The 23,832-nt window shown below is 68.9% G+C and carries 17 protein-coding genes and 2 tRNA genes; 10 read left to right on the top strand and 9 right to left on the bottom strand.

Annotated elements, in window-relative coordinates; all coding sequences use genetic code 11:
- Window positions 1–64 precede the first annotated feature (64 nt).
- From dxs to AC1DGC_RS02060, 4 genes are all read right to left on the bottom strand, one after another.
- Window positions 65–1,975, bottom strand: coding sequence for a 1-deoxy-D-xylulose-5-phosphate synthase (gene dxs / locus AC1DGC_RS02075; RefSeq protein ID WP_394162420.1), 1,911 nt, complete (start codon window positions 1,973–1,975; stop codon window positions 65–67).
- A gap of 114 nt (window positions 1,976–2,089) precedes the next feature.
- Window positions 2,090–2,686, bottom strand: a complete 597-nt coding sequence (locus AC1DGC_RS02070; RefSeq protein ID WP_478047119.1) for an HNH endonuclease — start codon at window positions 2,684–2,686, stop codon at window positions 2,090–2,092.
- 355 nt (window positions 2,687–3,041) lie between these two features.
- Window positions 3,042–4,835, bottom strand: coding sequence for an acyl-CoA dehydrogenase C-terminal domain-containing protein (locus tag AC1DGC_RS02065; RefSeq protein ID WP_394162424.1), 1,794 nt, complete (start codon window positions 4,833–4,835; stop codon window positions 3,042–3,044).
- Between the two features lie 45 nt (window positions 4,836–4,880).
- Complete coding sequence (locus AC1DGC_RS02060) at window positions 4,881–5,369, bottom strand: LEA/WHy family protein (RefSeq protein ID WP_259205050.1); 489 nt, start codon at window positions 5,367–5,369, stop codon at window positions 4,881–4,883.
- A 1,051-nt stretch (window positions 5,370–6,420) separates the two neighbouring features.
- Between AC1DGC_RS02060 and AC1DGC_RS02055 the strand changes: the two genes are divergently transcribed.
- The 5 genes from AC1DGC_RS02055 to AC1DGC_RS02035 all read left to right on the top strand — a co-directional run bounded on the left by AC1DGC_RS02055 (window position 6,421) and on the right by AC1DGC_RS02035 (window position 14,681).
- Window positions 6,421–9,780 (top strand): TonB-dependent receptor, encoded by a 3,360-nt coding sequence (locus tag AC1DGC_RS02055; RefSeq protein WP_478047118.1) that lies wholly within the window; start codon window positions 6,421–6,423, stop codon window positions 9,778–9,780.
- A 61-nt stretch (window positions 9,781–9,841) separates the two neighbouring features.
- Window positions 9,842–10,426, top strand: a complete 585-nt coding sequence (locus AC1DGC_RS02050) for an RNA polymerase sigma factor (RefSeq protein WP_394162428.1) — start codon at window positions 9,842–9,844, stop codon at window positions 10,424–10,426.
- A complete protein-coding gene (locus tag AC1DGC_RS02045) occupies window positions 10,410–11,411 on the top strand; it encodes a FecR family protein (RefSeq protein WP_478047117.1) in 1,002 nt (333 codons plus the stop codon). Before AC1DGC_RS02050 ends, AC1DGC_RS02045 begins: the two co-directional genes overlap by 17 nt.
- A gap of 14 nt (window positions 11,412–11,425) precedes the next feature.
- Window positions 11,426–13,228, top strand: a complete 1,803-nt coding sequence (locus tag AC1DGC_RS02040; protein ID WP_478047116.1) for an amidohydrolase family protein — start codon at window positions 11,426–11,428, stop codon at window positions 13,226–13,228.
- Window position 13,229: 1 nt separating this feature from the next.
- Window positions 13,230–14,681: an amidohydrolase gene (locus tag AC1DGC_RS02035; protein WP_478047115.1), complete on the top strand. Its 1,452-nt coding sequence runs from the start codon at window positions 13,230–13,232 to the stop codon at window positions 14,679–14,681.
- A gap of 16 nt (window positions 14,682–14,697) precedes the next feature.
- Here the strand turns inward: AC1DGC_RS02035 and AC1DGC_RS02030 are convergent, their stop codons facing one another.
- The 3 genes from AC1DGC_RS02030 to AC1DGC_RS02020 all read right to left on the bottom strand — a co-directional run bounded on the left by AC1DGC_RS02030 (window position 14,698) and on the right by AC1DGC_RS02020 (window position 17,009).
- Window positions 14,698–15,246, bottom strand: coding sequence for a lipocalin family protein (locus AC1DGC_RS02030; protein ID WP_478047114.1), 549 nt, complete (start codon window positions 15,244–15,246; stop codon window positions 14,698–14,700).
- A 317-nt stretch (window positions 15,247–15,563) separates the two neighbouring features.
- Window positions 15,564–15,639 (bottom strand) — tRNA-Phe (locus AC1DGC_RS02025).
- Between the two features lie 194 nt (window positions 15,640–15,833).
- On the bottom strand, window positions 15,834–17,009 hold the full coding sequence (locus tag AC1DGC_RS02020) for a YbfB/YjiJ family MFS transporter (protein ID WP_394162438.1): 1,176 nt from the start codon (window positions 17,007–17,009) through the stop codon (window positions 15,834–15,836).
- 83 nt (window positions 17,010–17,092) lie between these two features.
- Between AC1DGC_RS02020 and AC1DGC_RS02015 the strand changes: the two genes are divergently transcribed.
- Window positions 17,093–17,899 carry an AraC family transcriptional regulator gene (locus tag AC1DGC_RS02015; RefSeq protein ID WP_259203497.1) on the top strand — a complete coding sequence of 269 codons (807 nt, stop codon included), beginning with the start codon at window positions 17,093–17,095 and terminating at the stop codon, window positions 17,897–17,899.
- Window positions 17,900–17,947: 48 nt separating this feature from the next.
- Window positions 17,948–18,685, top strand: a complete 738-nt coding sequence (locus AC1DGC_RS02010) for a hypothetical protein (RefSeq protein ID WP_478047113.1) — start codon at window positions 17,948–17,950, stop codon at window positions 18,683–18,685.
- A gap of 18 nt (window positions 18,686–18,703) precedes the next feature.
- On the opposite strand, the gene AC1DGC_RS02005 is transcribed toward AC1DGC_RS02010, so the two are convergent.
- Window positions 18,704–19,123, bottom strand: coding sequence for a hypothetical protein (locus tag AC1DGC_RS02005; protein ID WP_478047112.1), 420 nt, complete (start codon window positions 19,121–19,123; stop codon window positions 18,704–18,706).
- A gap of 221 nt (window positions 19,124–19,344) precedes the next feature.
- Here AC1DGC_RS02005 and AC1DGC_RS02000 point away from each other — a divergent pair, with 221 nt between their 5' ends.
- Entirely contained in the window at window positions 19,345–20,367 is a 1,023-nt protein-coding gene (locus AC1DGC_RS02000) for an NADP-dependent oxidoreductase (protein ID WP_478047111.1), read from the top strand.
- A gap of 85 nt (window positions 20,368–20,452) precedes the next feature.
- Complete coding sequence (locus AC1DGC_RS01995) at window positions 20,453–20,617, top strand: hypothetical protein (RefSeq protein WP_259203491.1); 165 nt, start codon at window positions 20,453–20,455, stop codon at window positions 20,615–20,617.
- A gap of 84 nt (window positions 20,618–20,701) precedes the next feature.
- On the opposite strand, the gene AC1DGC_RS01990 is transcribed toward AC1DGC_RS01995, so the two are convergent.
- Window positions 20,702–20,777, bottom strand: a tRNA-Ala gene (locus AC1DGC_RS01990).
- 337 nt (window positions 20,778–21,114) lie between these two features.
- On the opposite strand from AC1DGC_RS01990, the gene AC1DGC_RS01985 reads away from it, so the two are divergent.
- Window positions 21,115–23,664 (top strand): Cache 3/Cache 2 fusion domain-containing protein, encoded by a 2,550-nt coding sequence (locus AC1DGC_RS01985; RefSeq protein WP_478047110.1) that lies wholly within the window; start codon window positions 21,115–21,117, stop codon window positions 23,662–23,664.
- Window positions 23,665–23,832: the final 168 nt, after the last annotated feature.

The raw sequence follows: 23,832 nt of genomic DNA, 5'->3' as shown, positions 1-23,832 counted from the left end.
CGCGTCGAGAAAACGCGGCCGCTTGCCGTGTGGCCCCTACGGACCGTGGGCCGACGGCCCTGGATCAGCCTGCGGCGCTGAGCGGGTGGCCGTTGCCGGCCAGCTGCGGCCAGCGCTTGAGCACCGCCGCACGGATGCCGGCGGCATCGATGCCGGCTTCGGCCAGCAGGTCTTCGCGGCTGGCGTGGTGCTGGAAGCTGTCGGGCAGGCCCAGGTGCAGGATCGACTTGAGCACGTCCTCGGCATTGAACAGCTCGGCCACGCCGGAGCCGGCGCCGCCGGCCACCACGTTGTCTTCGATGGTGACGAAGCCGTCGTGGGTGCGGGCCAGTTCCAGCAGCAGGGCACGATCCAGCGGCTTGATGAAACGCATGTTGACCACGCTCAGGCCCAGTTCGCGGCCCACCGCTTCGGCGGCCGGCACGGTGCTGCCGAAGGCCAGCAGGGCCACGCGGCTGCCCTGCACGCGCAGGTCGGCCTTGCCGATTTCCAGCGTGGACAGATCGGTGCCGGCCGCTACGCCGGTGCCGCTGCCACGCGGGTAGCGCACCGCCGCCGGGCCGGTGTAGGCCAGGCCGGTGCTGAGCATCTGCCGGCATTCGGCTTCATCGGCCGGCGCCATCACCACCATGTGCGGCACGCAGCGCAGGAAGCTCAGGTCGAGGTTGCCCGCATGGGTGGCGCCATCGGGGCCGACCACGCCGGCACGATCGATCGCGAACAGCACGTCCAGTTCCTGCACGGCCACGTCATGCACCAGCTGGTCATAGGCGCGCTGCAGGAAGGTGGAGTAGATCGCCACCACCGGCTTGGCGCCCTGGGTGGCCATGCCCGCGGCGAGCGTCACCGCATGCTGCTCGGCAATGGCCACGTCGAAGTACCGGTCCGGGTACTCCTTGCTGAAACGCACCAGGCCCGAGCCTTCGCGCATCGCCGGGGTAATGCCCAGCAGCTTCGGCTCGGCCGCGGCAGCATCGCACAGCCAGTCGCTGAACACATCGGTGTAGGTCGGCTTCTTGGCGCCGCCCTTGGAGACCAGGCCCTTGTCCGGGTCGAACGGGCCCACCGCGTGGTAACCGATCTGGTCACCCTCGGCACGCTCGTAGCCCTTGCCCTTGGTGGTCATCACGTGCAGCAGCTTCAGGCCCTTCAGGCCCTTGAGCGTCTTCAGCGTGGCCACCAGCGCCGGGATGTCGTGGCCATCGATCGGGCCGGTGTAGTGGAAGCCCATTTCCTCGAAGAACGTGGAGGGCACGAACATGCCCTTCCAGTGCTCTTCCCAGCGCTTGACGAAGCGCGCGGTGGGGTTGTTCTTCTTGTCGCCGAGGATCTTCTTGCCGCCTTCGCGCAGCGCGTTGAGCGTGCGGCTGCCGGTGGCGCGGCCGAGCATCTTGGTCAGCCCGCCGACGGCCTCGGAGATGGACATGTTGTTGTCGTTGAGGATCACCAGCAGGTTCGGCTCGTTGTCCATGCCACCGGCATGGTTGAGCGCCTCGTAGGCCATGCCGGCGGTCATCGCGCCGTCGCCGATCACCGCCACGACCTTGCGGTCGTCACCGGCGGCCTGGCGCGCGATGGCCATGCCGAGTGCCGCCGAGATCGAGGTCGAGGAGTGGCCGACGCCAAAGGTGTCGAACTCGCTTTCCTCGCGCTTGGGGAACGGCGCCACGCCGTCCTTCTGCTTGACCGTGTGGATCGCATCGCGACGGCCGGTGAGTATCTTGTGCGGGTAGGTCTGGTGGCCCACGTCCCAGACCAGCTGGTCGATCGGGGTCTGGTAGAGATAGTGCAGTGCCACGGTCAGTTCGATCACGCCCAGCCCGGCGCCGAAGTGGCCGCCACTCTTGCCGACCGACTCGATCAGGTAGGCACGCAGTTCATCCGCGATGGCGGGAAGGTCGGACTCGTCGAACCTGCGCAGGTCATCCGGTGACTGGATGCGCGACAGGCGGGGATAGCGGGCGGAATCGATCATGGTTATCGCGCTTCTTCTGAGCGCCTATTTTCCCCCCCAAACTCGGGTGGGGCAAGCAAACCGCCTTTGCAGTGAGCAAACGGTGAGCGCGCCTGCGACAGTCGGTCGCAGGGCTCAGCCGGCCAGCTTGGAACGTTTGGGCAGTTGCGCCTTCAGGAACGCCATCTGGTCGGCCAGGATGTTGCGGTTGGAGAGGATCATGTGTTCGATCCAACTGGGGCGGTACGGCACCGCCAGCAGGGGCATGCCCGCCTGCTGCGGGGTACGGTCGCTCTTGCGCGAATTGCAGTGGAAGCAGGCGCTGACCACGTTCTCCCAGACATCCCGGCCGCCCTTGGAGATCGGCATGACGTGGTCGCGGGTCAGCTGTGGGCGGTGGAACTGCTGGCCGCAGTACAGGCACAGGTGCGCGTCGCGGGCGAACAGCGCCTGGTTGGACAGGTTCGGGGTGGGATCGAGCGCGCGCGAGCGGGCGTGGCCGCGCGCGGCGATGATCGGGTGCAGGTCCATGCCGCTGCGCAGCCCGGTCAGTCGGCTGGTGCCGCCGTGGATGTGCAGGCACGGGTCGCCGAGGGTCCAGGCGACGGCATCACGGGCGTAGAGGCAGGCGGCGTCCTGCCAGTTGATCCAGTCCAGCACGCGGCCATGCGCGTCCAGGGACAGCAGGCGCACGCTGCCGGGACGATGCAGTGTATAGGCGCTTGCGGCCATACACAAAATGCAACGATTCGGTTGGGCATTCCACCTAAACCCCGCGCCGTTGGCGCGCCCAACGCGACCGCCTGCGGCGACTGCGTTCCGCGCATCCCCCCTAAACCCCGCGTCCTTGGCGCGCCCAACGCGACCGCCTGCGGCGACCGCGTTCCGCGCATTCCCCCTAAACCCCGCGTCCTTGGCGCGCCCCCTTTAACAAAAAGGGGGCTTTTCTCCAGATGGGGTGTCGGTGGTGCCGACCAGCGGTCGGCACCTGCCGGAGTGAAGGTGGTCGCGGTATTCAGTGACCGTTGGTCGGTGGATCGGATTGCCCAATGGCCACCGACCGTGGGTCGGTGGGCCGGTGCGGTGCTCAGGCTTCGCCGAAATGCGCGTCTTCCATGGCCATCAGCGGGGCGGCGCCGGACTGGATCGCGGCGGCGTGGCTGAGGGTGCGCGGGAGGACACGGGCGAAGTAGAAGCGGGCGGTTTCGCGCTTGGCCTGCTTGAACGCCTCGCTCTGCGCGGAGGCCTCGGCGGCGGCAACGCTGCGGGCCCACCAGTACGCCAGCACCACATAACCCGAATAGAACAGGTAATCGAAGCTGGCCGCGCCGAGTTCGTCCGGGTTGCCGGCCGCGCGCTGCAGGGTGGCCAGGGTCAGCGTGCCCCATTCCTCGGCCTTGGCACGCAGCGGGGCGATGAACTCGGCGAGCGCTTCATTGCCTTCGTTGGCCTGGGCGAAAGCCTCGATCTCGGCCAGCATCAGCTTCAGCCCGGCGCCCTGGCTGGAGGCGGTCTTGCGCCCGATCAGGTCCAGCGCCTGGATGCCGGTGGTGCCTTCGTACAGCGTGGTGATGCGGGCATCGCGGGCCAGCTGTTCCATGCCGTGCTCACGGATGTAGCCGTGGCCGCCGAAGCACTGCAGGGCGTTGTAGGTGTTTTCGATGCCCCATTCGGTCTGGCAGGCCTTGGAGATCGGGGTGAGGAAGCTGACCAGGGTATCGGCGCGCTCGCGCTCGCCGGCGTCCTCGGCGTGGTGGGCGACATCGACCAGGGTGGCCGCGTGCAGGGCGAGCAGGCGGCTGCCTTCGACCAGCGACTTGATGGTGAGCAGCATGCGGCGCACGTCCGGGTGGACCAGGATCGGGTCGGCCGGCTTGTCCGGGTTCTTCGGGCCGCTGAGCGAGCGCGACTGCAGGCGTTCACGGGCGTACTTGAGGGCGTTCTGGTAGGCACGCTCGGACAGGCCGATGCCCTGCAGTCCGACACCCAGGCGCGCGGTGTTCATCATGGTGAACATGGCCTGCAGGCCCTTGTGCGGCTGGCCGACGAGGTAGCCTTCGGCGCCATCGAAGTTCATCACGCAGGTGACCGAGCCCTTGATGCCCATCTTGTGTTCGATCGAACCGCAGCGCAGCGCATTGCGTTCGCCGACCTGGCCGTCACGGTCGACCTTGAACTTTGGGGTGACGAACAGCGAGATGCCCTTGGCGCCGGCGGGGGCGTCGGGCAGCTTGGCCAGGACCAGGTGCACGATGTTGTCGGTGAGGTCGTGCTCGCCGGCGGTGATGAAGATCTTGGTGCCGGTGATGGCATAGCTGCCGTCGGCGTTCGGTTCGGCCTTGGTCTTGAGCAGGCCGAGGTCGGTGCCGCAGTGCGGTTCGGTCAGGCACATGGTGCCGGTCCAGCGGCCCTCGATCAGCGGCTTGAGGAAGGCGTCCTGCTGCCAGGCTTCGCCGTGCTGCTTGAGCGCTTCGATGGCGCCATGGGAGAGCAGGGGGAAGTTGCCCCAGGCCAGGTTGGCGGCGTTGATCATTTCGTTGAGCGGCACGCCGAGGGTGTGCGGCAGGCCCTGGCCGCCGAGTTCGGGCGCGGCGGTAAGGCCGGTCCAGCCGCCCTCGACGAACTGGGCGTAAGCCTGCTTGAAGCCGGGCGGGGTGGTCACTTCGCCGGTCGCCTGGTCAAGCGCGCAGCCGATTTCGTCGCCGACGCTGTTGAGCGGGGCGAGCACGGTGGCGCTGAAGCGGCCGGCTTCGTCGAGGACGGCATCGACGACGTCGGCGGTGGCGTCGGCAAAGCCGAGGCGGGCGAACAGGGGTTCGACCTTGAGCACGTCATGCAGGGCGAAACGGATATCGGAAAGCGGTGCGGTGTAGCTGCTCATCGTCAGGTCTCGATCAGGTGCAAAGGGGGGCCGGGGAAGCGGGGGTCAGCGCAGCACGCCGGGCAGGCCGGGGGCCTGGTTGAGGGTGCTGCGGCTGTCGACGTCGAAGCTGCGTTGTTTCTTTTCCTGCGGGGTGGCGCTGACCGTGCCCTTGAGCGCGTACGCGAGGGTGCGATTGCCGGCGAGGGCATCGGCGACGACCAGGCGGGCGCCGGAGGCGGGCTGGAGCTGGAGGGTGATGACGTCGGCGGAGACGCCGCCGATGGAGAGGGCGGGTCGGGTGGCCAGGGTGCCGGCGGTTTCGTCGCCGACGGTGAGGGTGAGGTTGACGTCATCGAAGTGCATGGGCATGGAGCTGAAATTCTGCAGGCGCAGGGCGACGTCCCATCCGCCGTCGGCGCGGACGGTGAGCTGCTGGACGCTGGCGGCCGGGGGCGAGACGCGCTTGACGACGCCGCTGTTGCAGGCGGCAAGGGCGATGGCGGTGGTGGCGGCCAAGGCGATCATCAGGGCGGTACGGAAGCGGTGGTGCATGGGCGCAATCCTCGTGCGGGTGCTGCGTGGGCCAAAGCATACTACGGCGTATGGTGGTTTTGATGGCTTTGGGTGGGTGGGGGGTTTGAGGGTAGTGGGTGTGGGGTGGGTTTTGTTTTTTTCGACGGTGGGGCGGGTGCAACGGCGATGGCGACGGCAGGGCAACGGCAACCGCAACCGCAACCGCAACGGCAACCGCAACGGCAACGGCAACCGCAACGGCAACCGCAACGGCACAGAGCCAGGGCCGGTTCCGGATGGTTGGGGGGGGGGAGGGGGTGGGTGAGTTGGCGGGACACGCCGCAAGTACGTCCCTGTAGGCTCGTTTTGCGCCATCCATGGCGCAAAACCGGTCCCGCCAACTCACCCACCCCCTCCCCACACACATGGCGGGTGCGCATGGGAAGGCGACGGCAATGGACTGGGGGAGGGAGGGGATGGTGGAGAGCAGGGGACGGGGAGAGCAAGGGACGGGGGAGTGCAGGGAAAGGAGGACAGAGGGGAAGGCAGGACAGAGGGGAAGGCAGGGAAGGGGGAAAGGCAGGGAGGGGGAGAGGGAGGGGGAGGGGGAGGGGCAGGGGGACAGGAGGGGCAGGGGGAGAGGAGGGGCGGGGCAGAGGAGGGGCTGGGAGGCTGGGTAGTGCCGAGCCATGCTCGGCAGCTCCAACCGCCAAACGTGTTGCGCGTCCGCGCGCTGAAATGAACCGCCGGCGCTCACCGTTGCGCACCGACCCACTGTCGAGCGGCGGGGCGTAGGGGAGTGCGGGACCGGTTTTGCGCCATGGATGGAGCAGAACGAGCCTGCAGGGACGTACGTGCGGCGTGCCCGGATTCCCCTTGCGCGCTGCCGCACGCCAGAGAACGCCTAGCCAAGCGCTTCCAGCGCTTCAGCTGTTCGGCTTCACCGCAAAAAGAAAGAAGCCCGTAAAGTCGACCCAAGGGAACAACGAACATCCACGGCCGATGGCGGAACACGCGCGCCGGTGCATCTGGATTGTTCAGGGGGGTACGAAACATCGCCGCTCATGTTCACTTTCACGGGGAAGTATCCATGCGTTCGTACAAGTTGCAGCCGTTGGCCCGCGCCATCCGCGGAGGCCTGATGGTGTCGGTGCTGGGCATGGTCATGCCCGCGCTGGCCCAGCAGGCCAGTTTCGATATCGCCGGGGGGCGTATCGAGGAAGCATTGCCGGAATTCGCCCGCCAGGCCGGAATCCAGATCATCAGCCCCGCCGTCGGCGATCGGGAGAACGCCGTGGCCGTCGCCGCCCTCAAGGGCCAGATGGACGCCCGCCAGGCACTGGGACAACTGCTGGCCGGGACCGGGCTCAGTGTCGCCTCCGATGATGGCCGTACCATTACACTGCGCGCCGATCGGCCCTTGCTGGCCGCCCTCGGCAGCAGCGGACTGCTGGCCACGCAAGCCGCCGCACCGGTCGCCGTGGCCGACACCCAGGCCCCGCAGCCGGCCCGCGACGCGCCGGTCACCCTCGACTCGGTCACCGTCGTTGGTACCCAGATCAAGGGTGCCAAGAGCGCGGCGTTGCTGCCGGTCGCCACCCTGCAGGCCGAACAGATCGAAGCCACCGGCGCCGTCTCCGGCGACGAGTTGTACCGCTCCATCCCGCAGATGGGCGATGTCTCCTTCAGTGGCACCAACGGCGGCAACAGCTCCAACTATGCGCGCGGCGACATCGCCTCGGTCAACCTGCGCGGGCTCGGCGTCGGCAACACCCTGCTGCTGATCAACGGCCGCCGCACCGTGGTCCACCCCACCAGCCAGGCCGATGGCAACCTCGTCCCCGTGCTGACCTACAACGCCAACACCATCCCCGTTGCCAACCTGCGCCGGGTGGAAGTGCTGCTCGACGGCGCTGCGGCGATCTACGGCACCGACGCGGTGGCCGGCGTGGTCAACAACGTTCTGCGCGACGATGTCGACGGCGGCACCATCAGCGTGCAGCGCGGCATCGGCGAGGGCACGAATCTGCGCGATCTCGGCATCAATGGCCTGGTCGGCAGGAACTCCGAGGACCTGCGCAGCAACATCACGCTGGCCTTCAACTACTACTCCACCACCGGCCTGAACTCGCTGGACCAGGACTGGACCCGCAGTGCCGACCGCGCGCCGGATTTCGTGGGCACCGCGTTCGAGGGATTGAGCGGCACCGACAACCGCAACAGCAACAGCCCGTGGGGCAACTTCACCGCGATCGGTCCGCGCGTGCGCCAGGGCACTACCTTCCTGACCACCGCCGCCGGCGCGTTCCACGTGCAGCCCGGCACCAATGAAGGCTGCAACGCCAGTCTCGGCCAGGGCCTGTGCGTGCAGTACGGCAGCAAGGCCACCGCCGGTGCCGACCGCAACCTGCTGGACAACCAGCAGGCGCAGTTCCCGCTGTCGATCACGCCCGACGTGCGCCGGGTGAACCTGTTCCTGACCGGCAAGCATGATTTCGACAACGGCATCACCGCCTTCGGCGAAGCCGGTTGGTATCAGTCGGAGGCGCGCAGCCTGCAGTCGGGCGTCAACACCATCGCCGCGCTGCCGATGACCGTGGCCGCCAGCAACTACTGGAACCCGTTCGGTGCCACCCGCCTGCCCGATGGCAGCGTCAACCCGAACCGGCTGGCCAATCTCAACGTCGCCGCGGGCGGCATTCCGGTCAGCATCAGCAGCTACCGCTTCGAACGTCCCACCCAGATCGAGGTGAAAAACACCCAGTTGCGTGCCCTGGGCGGCCTGCGCGGTTTCCACTTCGGCTTCGACTGGGAAACGGCGGCGCTGTATTCCAGGGCCAAGGTGGTGGACACCCAGGATGCGGTCAGCATGACCCTGTTCCAGCAGGCGCTGGCGGATTCCACCTCGGCGGCCTACAACCCGTTCTGCGGTGGCTGCAACGACTACGGCAAGCTCGACCGCTTCTTCTACAAGGCCACCCGCAAGAGCGAGACCGAGCTGTATCTGTGGGACATCAAGGCCTCGCGTCCGGACCTGTTCCGGACCTGGGCCGGCGATGTCGGCATGGCCACCGGGCTGGAAGTGCGCCGGGAAACCCAGCGCGACGACCGCGATGCCCGCGTGGACGGCACCTTCACCTACACCGACAGCATCACCGGTATCGCCTATCCCAGCGACATGTACGGTGTCAGCCCGACCCCGGACACCGAAGGGTCGCGCACCGTCGCCGGCCTGTTCGCCGAGTTCTCGGTACCGCTGGTGTCGCGTGAGATGGGCATCCCGCTGGTGCGCGCGCTGGACCTGCAGGTGGCCGGCCGCGCCGAGCACTACAGCGATTTCGGCAACGTCACCAAGCCGAAGCTGGCCCTCGGCTGGACCGTCGTCGACGGGCTCACCCTGCGCGCGTCGTGGGCCAAGGGTTTCCGTGCGCCCAACCTGGAACAGGTCAACGCCACGGTGGTGAGCCGCTCCAACACGCGCACCGATTACATCCAGTGCGAAGCGGACGTGCGCTCCGGTGCGCTGGCCTCGATCAATGCCTGCGGCACCACCTACCGCTCGTCCACCACGGCGCGGCGCTCGGGCAACCCGGACCTCAAGCCGGAAACCTCCACCAATACCAGCGCCGGCATCGTGTTCCAGCCGCAGTTCATTCCGGACGACTTCGGCCGCTTCACCTTCGCGGTGGATTACTACAAGTACGCGCAGGAAGGCATCATCGGCCTGTTCGGCGAAGGCAATGGCCTGATCCTGGACTACCTGCTGCGCCAGCAGGGCAGCAGCAATGCCAACGTGGTGCGTGCCGCGCCGACCGCCGATGACATCGCCCGCTTCGCCGGCACCGGGCTTGACCCGGCCGGCAAGGTGCTTTATGTCACCGACCAGTACGTCAACATGCAGCCGCAGACCGTGCGCGGGGTCGATTACAGCCTGGCCTGGAGTTCGCCGGAGACCGGCATCGGCCGCGTCGACATCGGCATCAACGGTACGCGCCTGATCGAGTTCTATCGCGATCGTTCGCCGGCGTTGCAGGCGCTGGAAGATGCAAAGGCCACCGGCCTGGTCGATCCCTCGATCGCCATCACCGGCGGCGGCGACCTGATCGGTGACGGTGGCAATCCCAAGTGGAAGTGGAGCGGCAACCTTACCTGGCGCTACCAGAACGTCACCGTCGGCGCGAGCGCGCGCTACGCCAGCAGCTACCATGAAACCAGCCTGACCCTGGCCGATGGCACGCCGTGGACGGTGAAATCGCAGACCCTGGCCAACGCCTTCGTCAAGTACGACTTCAACCGCGAAGGGATGTTCAACGGGGTATCGCTCAAGCTGGGGGCCAACAACCTCGCCGACAAGCGACCGCCGGTGTCCGATGACAGCTACGGGTATTCCTCGGCGGTGTACCAGGCCTATCCGCGTTATTGGTATGCGAGCGTGACCAAGGCGTTCTGATCTTCGGTTCCTTCCTTACATCGCTGCCCGGTCGATGCCGGGCAGCGCAGCAGGAGTTTGAATGGGCGCAACATTGGCAGCAGAGCGGGCGTTGTGGTTGGCCGAGCATGTCCTGCCGTGCGAACGGGGGCTGCGCGACTGGCTGCGGCGGCGCATGGCGCAGGCGCAGGACGTGGATGACGTGGTGCAGGAGACCTACGCCATCCTGGCCGCGATGGCCGACGTCTCGCACGTGCGGCAGCCGCGCGCCTATGTCTACCAGGTGGCGCAATCGGTGGTGCTGCAGCAGCTGCGCCGCGCCCAGGTGGTCTCGATGGAGATGGTGGCCGAGTTCGATCGGCTGCCGATCACCGGTGAGGACGCCTCACCGGAACGGCTGGCGTCTTCGCGCCAGGAACTCAACACAGTCACCGCGTTGATCGCGCAGTTGCCGGACAAGTGCCGCCAGGCCTTCATCCTGCGCCGGGTGGAAGGGTTCTCGCAGCGCGAGATCGCCGAACGCATGCAGATCAGCGAGAACACGGTGGAAAAGCACGTATGCAAGGGTATCCGGTTGTTGATGGAGTCGATGAAACAAGGTGCGGGTGAGGCAGGATCCACGGGAAAACCGGACAACACGGAGGCGGTCCATGCAAGGCGGCGTTGAGAACCGGATCGATGACGAGGCCGCGCGCTGGGTAGCGCGCGAGGACCGCGGGCCATTGCCACCGGAAGAACTGGCCGAGCGAGACCGCTGGCTGGCGTCCGATCGCCGCCACTTCGGGGCTTACGCACGCGCCCATGCGGTGTACGCGCGCACCGGGCGTGCCCGCGCGCTGGGCAGTGCCGATCGGGTGCCGGCGGCCAGGCCCGTCGCCGGGTCGCGGCCGCGCCTGCAGTGGGCGATGGGGCTGGCTGCCTCGCTGTGCCTGTTGGTGCTGGGCGTGCACCCGCACACCGATGCCGGTGACTACTACGTCGCCGCCAAGGGCGAGATTCGCCGCGTACCGCTGGCCGACGGCTCGGCGGTGACGCTGGATTCCGGTGCGGCGGTGCGCGTGCATTACACCGACAAGCGCCGCGAGCTCAGCCTGCTGCGCGGCGAGGCCCTGTTCGACGTGGCCAAGAACCGCGCCCGTCCCTTCGTGGTGGTGGCGCGCGATACCGCAGTGACCGCGGTCGGCACCAGCTTCTCGGTCAGCCTCAACGAGCAGCGCACCCGCGGTGTGGAAGTGCTGGTGCGCGAGGGCATCGTGGATGTGGCCAATGCCAGTGGCGCGATCGCACCGACCCGGCTGCTGGCCAACCATCGCGCACTGGCCAATCGCACCCACGGCATCCGCATCGAGAGCGTGGGCCACGACGACCTGGACCAGCAACTGGCCTGGCGCGAGGGCATGCTCTCCTTCAATGGCGACACGCTCTCGGTCGCCGCCGCGCAGTTCCTGCGCTACAGCGATGTGCGCATCATGATCGATGACCCGCTGGTCGGCAGCCGCCGCATCGTCGGGCTGTACTCGGCCAACGACCCGATCGGCTTCGCCCGCAGCGTCGCGCTCAGCCTGGGGCTGGACGTGGAGCAGGAGGGCAACGATGTCTGGTTGCGCACGCCGCACAACGCCTCCTACAGCGCACCGCGCTCACTGCAATGAACCAGGACGCCCGAATGAACTCGACTGTGTTGCGCGCGCGCCGGCTGGCGCTGTTGACCGGGGTGCTGCTGGCCGGCGCCGTCGGGGTGGCCAGCGCGGCCGACGCGGACGTGCTGATCCGCAATGCGATGGTGTTCGACGGCACCGGCCGCGCGCCGTTCGCGGCCAGCGTGCTGGTGCAGGACGGGCGCATCGCCGCGATTGGAAGCGGGCTCAAGGCGCCGGCGCACACCCGCCAGGTGGACGCGAAAGGCCAGGCATTGCTGCCCGGCCTGTTCGACCTGCACACGCACTGGACGCCGAACGCGCAGCCGGCGACGCTGCCGCAGATCGCCAACCGTTACCTGGCCGCCGGGGTCACCACGGTCAGCGACTTCCACCAGCCGCCGGAGGCCTATGCGCCGCGCCGGGCATGGCTGCACAGCATCGACGCGCCGGATGTGAAGTTCGCCGCGCGCATGAGCACCCCGTTGGGCCACGGCGCCGACTGGGGCGATGAAAACACCACGCGCTGGGTCAACTCGCCGGAGGCCGCCACGGCGGCGGTCAAGGCGGTGGCCGCGTACGCGCCGGATTTCATCAAGGCGTTCACCGATGGCTGGCGCTACTCCAACGCCGCCGACAACAGCAGCATGGACGAGGAAACGCTCGCCGCGCTGGTCGCCGAAGCCCATCGCCAGCAGCTGCGCGTGTTCACCCACACCGTGATGGTCAAGCGTGGCAAGACGGCCGCGCGGGCCGGCGTTGATGCGCTGGCGCACAGCGTGCAGGACGGCCCGGCCGACGCGGCGTTGATCGCGCTGATGAAGCAGCATGGCACCCGCTACGCACCGTCGCTGGCGGTGTACCTGCCCGAACGCGTGGATGGCAGCGGCAAGGCGCGCGCCGGCACCGAGGCGTACCGGCAGCGCGAGGCCAACTTCGCCAACGCGCTGCACAACGTCAAGACCCTGCACGATGCCGGCATTCCGATCGTGCTCGGCACCGATGCCGGCATGACCGGCACCCCGCACGGCGCGTCCACCCTGCGTGAGCTGGAGCTGTTCGTGCAGGCCGGTCTGACCCCGACCGAGGCGCTGCTGGCCGGCACCCGTGACAGCGCCGAGGCCCTGGCGCTGGGCGACCGTGGCAGCATCGAGGTCGGCAAGCGCGCCGACCTGCTGCTGGTCCGGGGGCGGCCGTGGGAGCGCATCAGCGACGTGCGCAACACCGAGCAGGTCTACGTGGCCGGGCGCCAGGTGGTGGGCAAGGGCGTGCGGCAGCCGGCCGGCAACCGTGCCACCGCGCTGCCGCCGCTGGCCATCGACGCGCTCGTCGATGATTTCGAACGCGCTGACCAACGCACCGCGCTGGATACGCTGCGCAATGACGATGCCGACGGCGGCAACGACCGCACCGTGCAGGTCACCGCCGTGATCGACCGCGAGCAGGGCGGCAAGGCGCTCTCGATGCAGGCCCGGCTGTCCAGCAAGGACGATGCGCATGCAGCGGTGATCCTGCCGTTGACGCGCGGGTCGGTGGCACCGGCCGACCTGCGCCGCTGGCACGGCGTGCGCGTGGACGTGCGTGCCGATGCCACGCTGCGGCTGGAGGCACGCGGCCTGGAGGGGCGCCGTTGGAGCGCGCCGCTGGCGACCAGCGGCAGCTGGCAGACGCTCGAGATTCCCTTCACCGCGTTGCGGGGCCAGCCGCCGTACCGCAGCACGGGTCCGCTGCCGGCATGGCGCGGCGACGACGTGCAGCAGTTGCTGTTCTCCGGCACCGGCAGGGCCGGGGAGACGATCTGGTTCGAGATCGACAATGTACGGTTCTACTGAGATGGCGTGGCATCTGCGCATCGCCGTGGCCGTGCTGGTCGGGGCGCTGGCGTTGCCGGCGTCCGCCGCCGATGCGCCAGACAGCGTGCTGGCGGCAGTGGACGCCTACGCCGGCCGCCAGGCCGAGGTCGGGCAGGCGCTGTGGGCGCGGCCCGAGCTGGGTTACCAGGAAGTGCAGGCCTCGGCGCTGCTGCAGCAGGAACTGCGCAGGGCCGGGTTCCGCATCGAGGCCGGGGTGGCCGGCATGCCGACCGCGTTCGTGGCCCGTTATGGCACCCGTGGCGAGGGCCCGGTGATCGCGCTGCTGGCCGAGATGGACGCGCTGCCGGGCATGGCGCAGGCGGCCGTGCCGACGCGCAGCCCGCTGCTGGGCCAGGACGCCGGGCAGGCTTGCGGCCACAATCTGTTTGGCGCGGCGGTGGTCGGCGCGGCGCAGGCCGTGGCGCAGTGGCTGAAGGCCAGCGGCAGCGACGGCGAGATACGCGTGTATGGCACCCCGGCCGAGGAAGGCGGCAGTGGCAAGGTCTACATGGCCCGTGCCGGCCTGTTCGACGCCGTGGACGTCGCGCTGCACTGGCACCCGGCCGATGGCAACTCCGCCGCGCAGGGCACCAGCCTGGCCAACATCAGCGGCAAGTTCCGCTTCAAGGGCATCGCCGCGCATGCCGCGCTCGCGCCGGATCGCGGGCGTTCGGCGCTCGATGGGGTGGAGGCGCTCAACGACATGGCCAACATGATGCGTGAGCACGTGCCCGACGGCACGCGTATCCATTACGTGATCAGCAATGGCGGTGCCGCCCCCAACGTGGTGCCGGACGCAGCCGAAGCCTATTACTACGTGCGGCATGTCGATCCGGCCGTGGTACGCGATGTGATCGCGCGCCTGCAACTGGCCGCGCGCGGTGCGGCGATGGGCACCGGCACCGAGGCGACATTCGAGCCTACCGGTGGCGTGTACTCGCTGCTGCCCAACGATGTGCTGGGCCAGATCATGCAGCGTTCGCTGCAGCGGGTGGGTGGGGTGATCTACGACGCCGCCGATACCGCGTTCGCGCAGCAACTGCAGCAAAGCCTGCCGCAGCGCCCTGCGCTGGAAAGCGCGGCATCCCTGGAGCCCTACAGCGCCGAGCAGGCCGGCGGCGCCTCCACCGATGTCGGCGATGTCAGCTGGAATGTGCCGACCGTCGGTCTGAGTACCGCCACCTGGGTCCCGGGTACACCGGCACACAGCTGGCAGGCGGTGGCCGCCTCGGGGGCGCCGATCGGTGCGAAGGGCGCGCTCAACGCCGCGCGCGTGCTGGCCTTGGCCACGGTAACCCTGTTGCAGTCGCCGCAGACGGTGGCGGCGGCGAAGCAGGAGTTCGCGCAGCGACGTGGCGCGCAGTTCCGCTATGTGCCGCTGCTGGAGCGCGCCACGCCGCCGCTGGACTATCGCCAGCGCGCCAAGGAGTAAGCCGGCCGGGAGGTGCTCAGTCGAGCGGTGCCATCACCTTCAGCGGTGCCAGGTCGTAGCCCATCGCCTCGGCGCGCGCCTTGAGCCGGGCAAACAGGGCGCTGTCCATGCTCGGCGAGCGCGACAGGATCCACAGGTATTTGTGGGCCGGGTCACCGACCACGGCCCACTGATAGTCCGGATCGAGCGCGATCACCCAGTAGTCGGCCCAGACCAGCGGCACCCACGCGAGCCAGTCCGGCACGAAGCGTACCTGCAGGCGTCCGGGATGGCCCTCGACCGGGCGCGCCACGCCTTCGGCGGCGATGCGCTCCCCATCGGCGATGCGACAGCCGTTGTGCACGCTGATCCGCCCGTCGGCGCGCAGCGCATAGGTGGCGGTGATGTCGCCCACGCACTTTTTCTGGAACGACACCGGCAGGTGCGCGATCTCGTGCCACTGGCCGGCGTAGCGGCCCATGTCCAGGGCGGGCACGGAGGTGACGGGCGCGGCGGCCACGGCGTTCATCGCAAGGCCAGCCCAGAGCAGCATGCCGGCGGCGAGCAGGGTAGGGCGAAGATGCATGGGAGACCTCTCGGCTGGACGTTCGAGCTTAGGTGCAGGCATGCACGGGCGTGTAAAGGTTCTGTCAGCGCGGAGGGAGCGGGTGACCGCAGGCTGGCCAGCCGCTGGCACCGGGCGGACGTGCATCCACGTCGTTACCGTACCGCGTGCGCGGCGTGCGGAGTGCGCGCGCCGCAGCCAACCCGGTGCGTTGATCGGTTTCGCATCGTCCGCGCTTCGCCCTCGACGCTGTCGATCCGGCGCTGCCTGCAGAGCGTCCCGCAACGGAGAGAACACGCAAAAAAAAGACCTGCATTTCTGCAGGTCTTTTCGAATACTGGTGGCCGAGGACGGAATCGAACCGCCGACACGGGGATTTTCAATCCCCTGCTCTACCAACTGAGCTACTCGGCCACTTCATCGCTGCGTTGCCGCTGGCGAGGACGCGAATAATACGGAGGTATGCAGGGTTCGGCAAGCGTTTCGCGAAAAAAATTTCACATTTGTTGCCGCGCGGTACGCAGGCGCAGGCAAGTGCTTGATCCCGCATGCCCGCGTGCCCGGTGCGTGCGCATGAATATCGGTTCAGCACGCACGCCCTGCGCCGCTCAGTGCGTGTCGTCCGGCATGCACCACAGCAGCACGATGCCGATCACCATCATCACCGCCGCCAGCAGCAGTGACGCCTGGTAGGAGCCGCTGTCGCGCGCCAGCGTGCCGGCCAGCGCCGGGGCCACGATCTGGGCCACGCCATAACTGAGGGTGAGGGTGGCCATCGCCTTGGCCGGGTTGTGCGGGTAATGGCGGCCCACCACGGTCAGGGTGAGGCTGACGATGCCGGCGAAGGTGAGCCCGAACAGCAGCGCGCTGCCCAGCCCGGCCGCCAGCCCGTCATCCAGCAGCGGCAGCACGAATGACACCGCCTGCAGCGCGAAAGCCAGCATCAGCGCGCGGATCAGGCCCATGCGCGCGGCCAGCCGGTCCCAGCCGAACGTGGAGGGCAGGGCGGCCAGGCCGACCACCACCCACACCGCGCTGCCGTGGCCATGGAACGTCGGGGTCTGTTCGAGGATGGCGACGATGAAGGTGGCGCTGACCACGAAGCCGACGCCAGCGCAGAAATAGGCGGCGACCAGCAGCTGTCGCCAGCGTCGCCCGGGCGGCGCCGGGGCGTTGGCATCGGTGTGGCTGGAGATCGCCACCGGCGCGGGCATCCAGTGCCAGGCCGGGACCAGGAACAGCAGGCCCAGCCCACCCAGCCACAGCCACTGGGCGCTGGACCCGGCATGCCCGGCCAGGGCCGCCGTCGCCAGCCCCGAGATCACGATGCCCAACCCCAGCCCGGCGAAGTGCAGGCCCAGGCGAGGCCTTTGCTGCTGCGACAGCAGCCAGTTCAGCACCAGCCCCGAGGCCAGCAGCAGCCCGGCCGTGCTGGACAGGCCGGCGACGAAGCGCAGCGCGCTCCACAGCGCCACGTCGGTGGTGATGCCCATCAGGGCGGTGGCCAGCACCGCCAGCAGCAGGCCGATGCGGTAGAAGTGGAACTTCACGCGCATATCGCCCACCCGCGCCACCAGCAGGGTGCCCAGCAGGTAGCCGAGGTAGTTGAAGGTGGCCAGCCAGCCGCCTTGCGCGGCACTGAGCCCGGCGTCGACCCGCATCAGCGGCAGCAACGGGGTGTAGGCGAAGCGGGCCAGGCCCACGGTGAGGACCAGCGCGCAGATGCCGGCGCCGATGACCTGCCAGGGGCGGGGCGATGGAGAGGGCGGGCGGGAAGCAGGCATCGGCGGTCGGCGGGGTGGGGGGACGCAGCGATCCTCGGCGATCCGGGTGCGGCTGTCTTTCGATAGAATGACCCATCATGTCGATGAAGCGCCAAACCCGTCCGGCCACCTCCGGCGCTGCCGGTCGCGAGCTGGCCGTGCCACCGTTGCGCGCGCTGCCGTGGCCGGTGGTCGCGCATGGCCGGCAGATGGCCCCCGGTGAGCACTTTCCCCCGCACGTGCATGGCTGGAATCAACTTGCCTTCGCCACCGACGGCGTGCTGCAGGTCAGCGCCGCGCACGCGCGGTATGTGATCTCCCCGCAGCAGGCACTGTGGATCCCCACCGGCACGCTGCATCACACCCGCGCGCTGGGCGACGCGTCGTTCCGCAACCTCTATGTGGCCGATGCCATCGCCGCCGGGATGCCGGCGCAGTGCATGGTGCTGGACGTGTCGCCGTTGCTGCGGGCGTTGATCATCGAACTGGACGGCACCCGCGCCGACGACGACGGCCCCTATTACGCCGCGTTGTGCGCGGTGATCGCCGCACAACTGCTGCGCCAGCCCCGCCATGCACGGCACCTGCCGTGGCCGCAGGACGCGCGCCTGCAGCGCTGGTGCCAGGCGCTGTACGACCAGCCCGACGATGAGCGCCCCATGCAGGCATGGGCCGCGCAACTGTGCGTCTCCACCCGCACCCTGGCACGCCACTTCGAGCGCGAGACCGGCATGAGCGTGCGCGCGTGGCGCACAAGGTTGCGCGTGCTGCGCGCGATCGAATGGCTGGCCCAGGGCCGCTCGCCGACCGTGATCGCGCATGCGCTGGGCTACGCCTCGGCATCGGCGTTCAATTACATGTTCCGGGTCGAAATGGGGGTCAGCCCATTGCAATGGCGGCGATCGCGGTGACAATCCTCCCTCGTTCGATGGCGGGTTCGCCGCCTCTGGAGTAACGCCATGCCCGATTGGATGTCACTGCACGATGCCTACGGCAGTGCCGAATCCGCCGGCGCCATGCTCAATGCACTGGATGCCGGTGCGGGGATTGCCGAGGTGGATTGGGACGAACTCTGGTCGCGCCTCTGCCACCAGTCCACGGTCTACACGGCCAGTGTCCACGCGTTGCCGTATCTGCTGCGCGCGGCGCTGAGAGGCTCGCCGGAGACGCGGCTGGAGCCGCTGGTGTTGGCCGGTGCGATCGTCGCGCATGGCGACGACGTACCGGTGGTGCTGCCCGGTCATGCGCAGGTGCTGCAGTCGCTGGACGACTGCAGCGTGCAGACCCTGCGACAGCGGCGCGATGCACCCGGTGCGGAGACGGATGTCGTGTACCTGCTGCAGGCCGTGCTTGCGTTCCGCGGCGAACGGCTCTGGTCGCGGCACCTGGCGGGGGTGCTGCAGGGCGAGCTGTCGGGGGTGTGTCCGGCCTGCCAGTCGGATCTGTACATCGTGATCGATGACGCGCAGGCATTCGTCACCGACCAGGAATGGATCGGCGGGCGCAGCGTGCCGAAGGCGCCAATCGACGGCGGCGACCGTCCCCCGGCGTCCGAGGCGGAGGCCTGGCTGCTGGGCATGGCGCAGACGCATGGCGGCGCGCTCGCCGAGAAGCTGCCGCTGTTGTTCGGCACGTCGCGCTGCACCCACTGCGGGGCGGCGCTGGAGATCGGCGAGGCGGTCCGGCTGGCCAGCTGAGCGCCGGCGCTGCGCGGTTTACGGTGCAGCCGCCGGGGCCGCGACCGCGACCGGGCAGTCCAGGCTCAGCAGCCGCTCGCCATCGAAACGCGCCTGGATCATGCCGTTGCTTTCCTTGGCCAGCGGCCAGCGTGGCTGCGCGGCCGGGCTGGGCAGCGGGTTGCCAAGATGGAAATAGACCGTGGCCCGGGAATCGCCCGGATGGACGGCGGCGCAGCCAACCACAGGCGAGGCCAGGCGGCCGCAGTCGCCCTGCAACAGGCACAGCCGCGTGTGGCACTGGCCCTCGCCCGACCAGCGGCCCTGCGCGGCCAGGCAACCCGGTTCAGTGCCGAGTACCGCCCAGCAGGCCAGGCCCACTACGGTGGTGGCCGAGACCAGCGCCGGCAGCAGGGCGCGCCGCAGGCGCTGGCGCCAATGGACAGGCAATGCGTTCATGGCGTGATGATGCGCCACGCTGCGCGCGCTGACCATGTCGCGGCAGGGCCGCCGTGCCGATGGAACGCTGCAACCCCACCAGGGGCCGCGATCGCCGGCGTGCAAGGCCTGCGCGGCGCGCACTGGCGTGCACCAGTGGAACGCTGTTTTACCCCGCCGCCGCGCGGCGTCCACGGCGCGTAGTGTCGAACCTCCCGTCATACCCGCCCGGAGTTGCACCGATGAATGACCTCACCAATACCCGCGTCGTGCTGGCCTCGCGCCCGCAAGGCGAACCGGTGGCCGCCAATTTCCGCGTGGAGCAGGTGCCCGTGCCGACACCCGGCCCGGGCCAGGTGGTGCTGCGCAATCGTTATCTGTCCCTCGATCCGTACATGCGTGGCCGGATGGAGGAAGGCCCCTCGTACGCGCCGCCGGTAGCACTGGGCGCAGTGATGGAAGGGCGCACGGTGTCGGAGGTGATCGCCTCGGCGCACCCCGGCCTCGCCGTGGGCGAGCAGGTGCTGGCGACCGGCAACTGGCAGACCCACGCGGTGGTGGATGGCGAGGCCATTACCCGCCGGCTGCATGACACCGGGCTGCCGATCAGTACCGCGCTGGGGGTGCATGGCATGCCCGGTTTCACCGCCTATGCGGGCCTGCAGGAAATCGGCCGGCTGCAAGCGGGGGAAACGCTGGTGGTGGCGGCGGCAAGCGGGCCGGTCGGTGCGACAGTGGGGCAGATCGCCCGGTTGCAGGGCGCGCGCACGGTCGGCATCGCCGGTGGTGAAGCGAAACGCCGTTACCTTGAAACCCTCGGGTTCGACGTGGCCCTGGACCACCGCGCCGAGGATTTCGCCACGCAACTGCGCGCGGCGGTGCCGGACGGCATCGATGTGTACTTCGAGAACGTCGGCGGCCACGTGTTCGAGGCGGTGCTGCCGTTGCTCAACGATTTCGCCCGCATCCCGGTCTGCGGCACCATCGCCACGTACAACGCGCGCGGTGCGGTCCTGCCCGGCCCGGACCGGCTGCCCGGCTTCATGAGCCAGGTGCTGCGCCAACGCCTCACGGTGCGCGGCTTCATCCAGTCCGATTTCAACGCCTTGTTCCCCTCGTTCCTGGAGGAGATGGAGCAGTGGCTGAAGGACGGCCGCGTGCAGTATCGGGAAGACATCGTCGAGGGCCTGGCCAACGCGCCGGAAGCCTTCTTCGGCCTGCTCAAGGGGCGCAACTTCGGCAAGCTGGTGGTCAAGCTGGAGTGACTGCGCACGCGGCGCCGACGCGACCCTGACCCCTGCCTCACGACCGGCGGGCTAGCGTGGCTGCCTCCCCCGACGAGTACAGCGCATGAGCAGCCAAGACAAGCAGCCGGTCCAGCAGGAAGGCGTCAAGGAAAGCCAGCAGGACCGCAAGCAGGACGAAACGGCCCGGCAGCGGCCCGCGCAGACCGACCAGGCGATCCACGATGCGGAAACCCGCCGGCCGCCGCGCAAGGACGATAACCCCGCGTGAGCCGGCGCGACCGCGACCGGCCGGTCGCGGGCATCGCCAGAACGAAAAAAGCCCCGGGAGACCCGGGGCTTTTTTCTGGAATGGTGGTGGAGCCAAGGAGGATCGAACTCCTGACCTCGTCGATGCGAACGACGCGCTCTCCCAGCTGAGCTATGGCCCCACGGATACCGCAACAACCCCGCAGGCACCGCCTCGCGTTGGGCCTAGTCTAGCGCCGTGAATGGGGCGCTGCCAAGACCCGCTGCAATCCCGCACGTACGGGGGCGTGCGTACGCCCTCAAGCGGGTACGACGGCCTCCGTCCTCGGCCGCGCGCCGGAATTCTGAACGTTCGAGTGGATTTGTGAAGAACCAATTCACGCTTGAACCATATGAAACAAGCACTTGCGTACTGTCCCTAGTACAAAAGGACTAGGCAGGAAAACGTAAAGAGGACCAGAAAGGGTGCCGATAAGAAGTGTGACGAACATCCCACACTTTTCTCCTCGAGTACCAACGATGACGACCCGTGCCGCCACCGTTTTCTCCTCGTCCATCGGCGCGCGCCTTGCGCTGCTGATGGGCATCATCACTGCCGTTGCCTTCGTCGTGCTGGCGGTGCTCATCTATCGCCAGGCCGCCAGCAGCTACCAGCAGCGGGTGCAGGCCGGCCTGCAGTCCTCGACCGCGCTGATGCGCGATTCGGTGGACCTGTACGACCGCAGTCTGAGCGACAGCACCGAACGCATGGCCGGCACCTTCCGCGCGCTGCTGCCCGAGGGCGATGCCAGCGTGGACACCGCCCACCCGATGGCGGTCGGCGAGCGCCAGGTGCCGACGCTGCGCCTGGGGGCGCAGGTGATCAACCTGCAGGAGACCGCCGTGGATCGCTTCGCCAGCGCAACCGGCGGCGTGGCCACGGTGTTCGTGCGCGACGGCGAGGATTTCGTGCGGGTATCCACCTCGCTGCGCAACGCCGAGGGCGCGCGTGCGCTGGGGACCGTGCTCGACCATGCGCATCCGGCATACCGCAAGCTGCTTGAGGGCGGCCGCTACACCGGGCCGGCGCGCCTGTTCGGGGTGGACTACATGACCCATTACATGCCCATCACCGACGCCAACGGCGAGGTGGCCGGCATCGCCTTCGTCGGCCAGAACTACTCCGACGGGCTGACGGCGCTGAAGACCCGGTTGCGCGGCGCGCAGCTCGGCAAGGAAGGCCACTTCCTGGCGGTCGATACCCGTCCCGGCGAACGCCATGGCAGCCTGATCGTCGCACCGGCCGACGAGGGCCAGTCCATCACCGCGCATGTGGACGCCGCCGACCTGCCGGCGCTGGAAGCACTACTTGCCGGCACCCTCGACCAGGCCACGCTGCACATCCGCGAGCGCGCCGATGGCCCTGCGCAGGCCTACTTCGTCTCGGCCCAGGCGTACGGCCCCTGGCAGTGGGCGGTGCTCGGGCTGGAGCCGGTGTCGGTGCTGCAGAACGTGTTGCACACGCTGATGCTGCGCATCGCGCTGGTGGCCGGGCTCGGCCTGCTGGTGGTAATCGTGGCCCTGCTGGTGGTGGTCAAGCGCATGCTCACCACGCCGCTGGCCCAGGCCGGGCAGGTGGCGCGCGATGTGGCGGCCGGTCGCCTGGACCGGCAGATCGTGGTCGCGCGGCAGGACGAGGTCGGGCAGTTGATGGGCGCACTGCAACAGATGCAGGCCAAGCTGCGCGAGATCATCCAGGCGCAGAACGAGATGAGTCGCCGCCACGCCGATGGCGCGATCAGCCACCGCATCGACGCCAGCCGGTTCGAGGGCGAGTTCGGCACGATGGTGACCGGCACCAATGCACTGGTGGCCGCGCACATCGAGACCAAGATGCGCATGGTCGACCTGGTGCGGTCCTACGCCAGCGGCGACCTGTCGGCGTCGATGGAAGACCTGCCGGGCGAGAAGGCGCTGATCACCGAGGCGGTCAACGGCGTGCGCGGGCGGCTGCTGGCGATCAACGGCGAGATCAAGCGCCTGGTGGCGGCGGCGGCCGCCGGCGACTTCAGCGAGCGCGGCGACGCGGAGGCCTTCGAGTACGATTTCCGCGACATGGTCCAGGGCCTCAATACCCTGATGGTGACCGCCGACCGCAACCTCGCCGCGTTGTCCGGGCTGCTGCGCGCGCTCGCCGCCGGCGACCTGCGTGGCCGCATCGACGGCGAGTTCCAGGGCGTGTTCGCCACCATGCGTGACGATGCCAACGCCACCGTGGCGCAGCTGACCGCCATCGTCGGCGACATCCAGCAGGCGGCGGTATCGGTGTCCAGTGCCTCGGCCGAGATCGCGGCGGGCAATGAGGACCTGTCACGGCGGACCGAGCAGCAGGCGGCCAGCCTGGAAGAATCGGCGGCCTCGCTTGAGGAGCTCACCGCGGCGGTCAAGCAGAACGCCGACCACGCACGTCGCGCCGACCGGCTGGCCACCGACGCGGCCGAGGTGGCCGCGCAGGGCGGGGCGGCGGTGGCGCAGGTGGTGCAGACCATGGCCGGGATCGAGGCGTCCTCGCACCGCATCGCCGACATCACCACGGTCATCGATGGCATTGCCTTCCAGACCAACATCCTGGCGCTCAATGCGGCGGTGGAAGCTGCCCGCGCAGGCGAGGAAGGGCGTGGCTTTGCCGTGGTCGCCTCGGAGGTACGGGCGCTGGCACAGCGCTCGGCGCAGGCCGCGCGCGAGATCAAGGGCCTGATCGAGGCCTCCGGCAGCCAGGTTGCCGAAGGCAGCCAGCTGGCCAGCCAGGCCGGCCAGACCCTGCAGCGGGTGGTCGCCTCGGTGGGCGAATTGAGTGGCCTGATCGAAGACATCGCCAGCGCCAGCCAGGAGCAGGCCGCGGGCATCGAGCAGGTCAACCAGGGCATCGTGCAGATGGACGGGGTGACCCAGCAGAACGCGGCACTGGTGGAAGAGGCCTCGGCGGCGGCGCGTGCATTGAATGCCCAGTCGGCCGACCTGCAGCAGACAGTGGGCCGTTTCCGACTGGCCGGCAGCCCTCGCGCCGAGCGCCAGTCCGCGGCGGCCTGAGTCCGCGCGGCGGCGCCTGCGGCGTCATCCGCGGGCGCCGTCGGCCACATCCGGCACATCGTCAAGCCTACCGGGCGCGACGACGAGCGGGCATAATCCGCGCCAGAATCCCGGCGGCTCAGCCAGCAGACCAGGGGAGGGGGATGGACGGCCGTCCCCCGCATCGCC

The organism is Stenotrophomonas sp. 05N37, from assembly GCF_056397365.1.
This window is presented reverse-complemented; position numbering and strand designations above follow the sequence as displayed.

Bases quoted from the DNA above. Each gene is read 5' to 3' on its own strand.
- AC1DGC_RS02035 (WP_478047115.1), top strand. From the start codon at position 13,230: ATGGCGTGGCATCTGCGCATCGCCGTGGCCGTGCTGGTCGGGGCGCTG.
- AC1DGC_RS02060 (WP_259205050.1), bottom strand. From the start codon at position 5,369: ATGCACCACCGCTTCCGTACCGCCCTGATGATCGCCTTGGCCGCCACC.
- AC1DGC_RS02020 (WP_394162438.1), bottom strand. From the start codon at position 17,009: ATGCCTGCTTCCCGCCCGCCCTCTCCATCGCCCCGCCCCTGGCAGGTC.
- dxs (WP_394162420.1), bottom strand. From the start codon at position 1,975: ATGATCGATTCCGCCCGCTATCCCCGCCTGTCGCGCATCCAGTCACCG.
- AC1DGC_RS01995 (WP_259203491.1), top strand. From the start codon at position 20,453: ATGAGCAGCCAAGACAAGCAGCCGGTCCAGCAGGAAGGCGTCAAGGAA.
- AC1DGC_RS02045 (WP_478047117.1), top strand. From the start codon at position 10,410: ATGCAAGGCGGCGTTGAGAACCGGATCGATGACGAGGCCGCGCGCTGG.
- AC1DGC_RS02015 (WP_259203497.1), top strand. From the start codon at position 17,093: ATGAAGCGCCAAACCCGTCCGGCCACCTCCGGCGCTGCCGGTCGCGAG.
- AC1DGC_RS02050 (WP_394162428.1), top strand. From the start codon at position 9,842: ATGGGCGCAACATTGGCAGCAGAGCGGGCGTTGTGGTTGGCCGAGCAT.
- AC1DGC_RS02010 (WP_478047113.1), top strand. From the start codon at position 17,948: ATGCCCGATTGGATGTCACTGCACGATGCCTACGGCAGTGCCGAATCC.
- AC1DGC_RS02030 (WP_478047114.1), bottom strand. From the start codon at position 15,246: ATGCATCTTCGCCCTACCCTGCTCGCCGCCGGCATGCTGCTCTGGGCT.
- AC1DGC_RS02065 (WP_394162424.1), bottom strand. From the start codon at position 4,835: ATGAGCAGCTACACCGCACCGCTTTCCGATATCCGTTTCGCCCTGCAT.
- AC1DGC_RS01985 (WP_478047110.1), top strand. From the start codon at position 21,115: ATGACGACCCGTGCCGCCACCGTTTTCTCCTCGTCCATCGGCGCGCGC.
- AC1DGC_RS02040 (WP_478047116.1), top strand. From the start codon at position 11,426: ATGAACTCGACTGTGTTGCGCGCGCGCCGGCTGGCGCTGTTGACCGGG.
- AC1DGC_RS02000 (WP_478047111.1), top strand. From the start codon at position 19,345: ATGAATGACCTCACCAATACCCGCGTCGTGCTGGCCTCGCGCCCGCAA.
- AC1DGC_RS02055 (WP_478047118.1), top strand. From the start codon at position 6,421: ATGCGTTCGTACAAGTTGCAGCCGTTGGCCCGCGCCATCCGCGGAGGC.
- AC1DGC_RS02005 (WP_478047112.1), bottom strand. From the start codon at position 19,123: ATGAACGCATTGCCTGTCCATTGGCGCCAGCGCCTGCGGCGCGCCCTG.
- AC1DGC_RS02070 (WP_478047119.1), bottom strand. From the start codon at position 2,686: ATGGCCGCAAGCGCCTATACACTGCATCGTCCCGGCAGCGTGCGCCTG.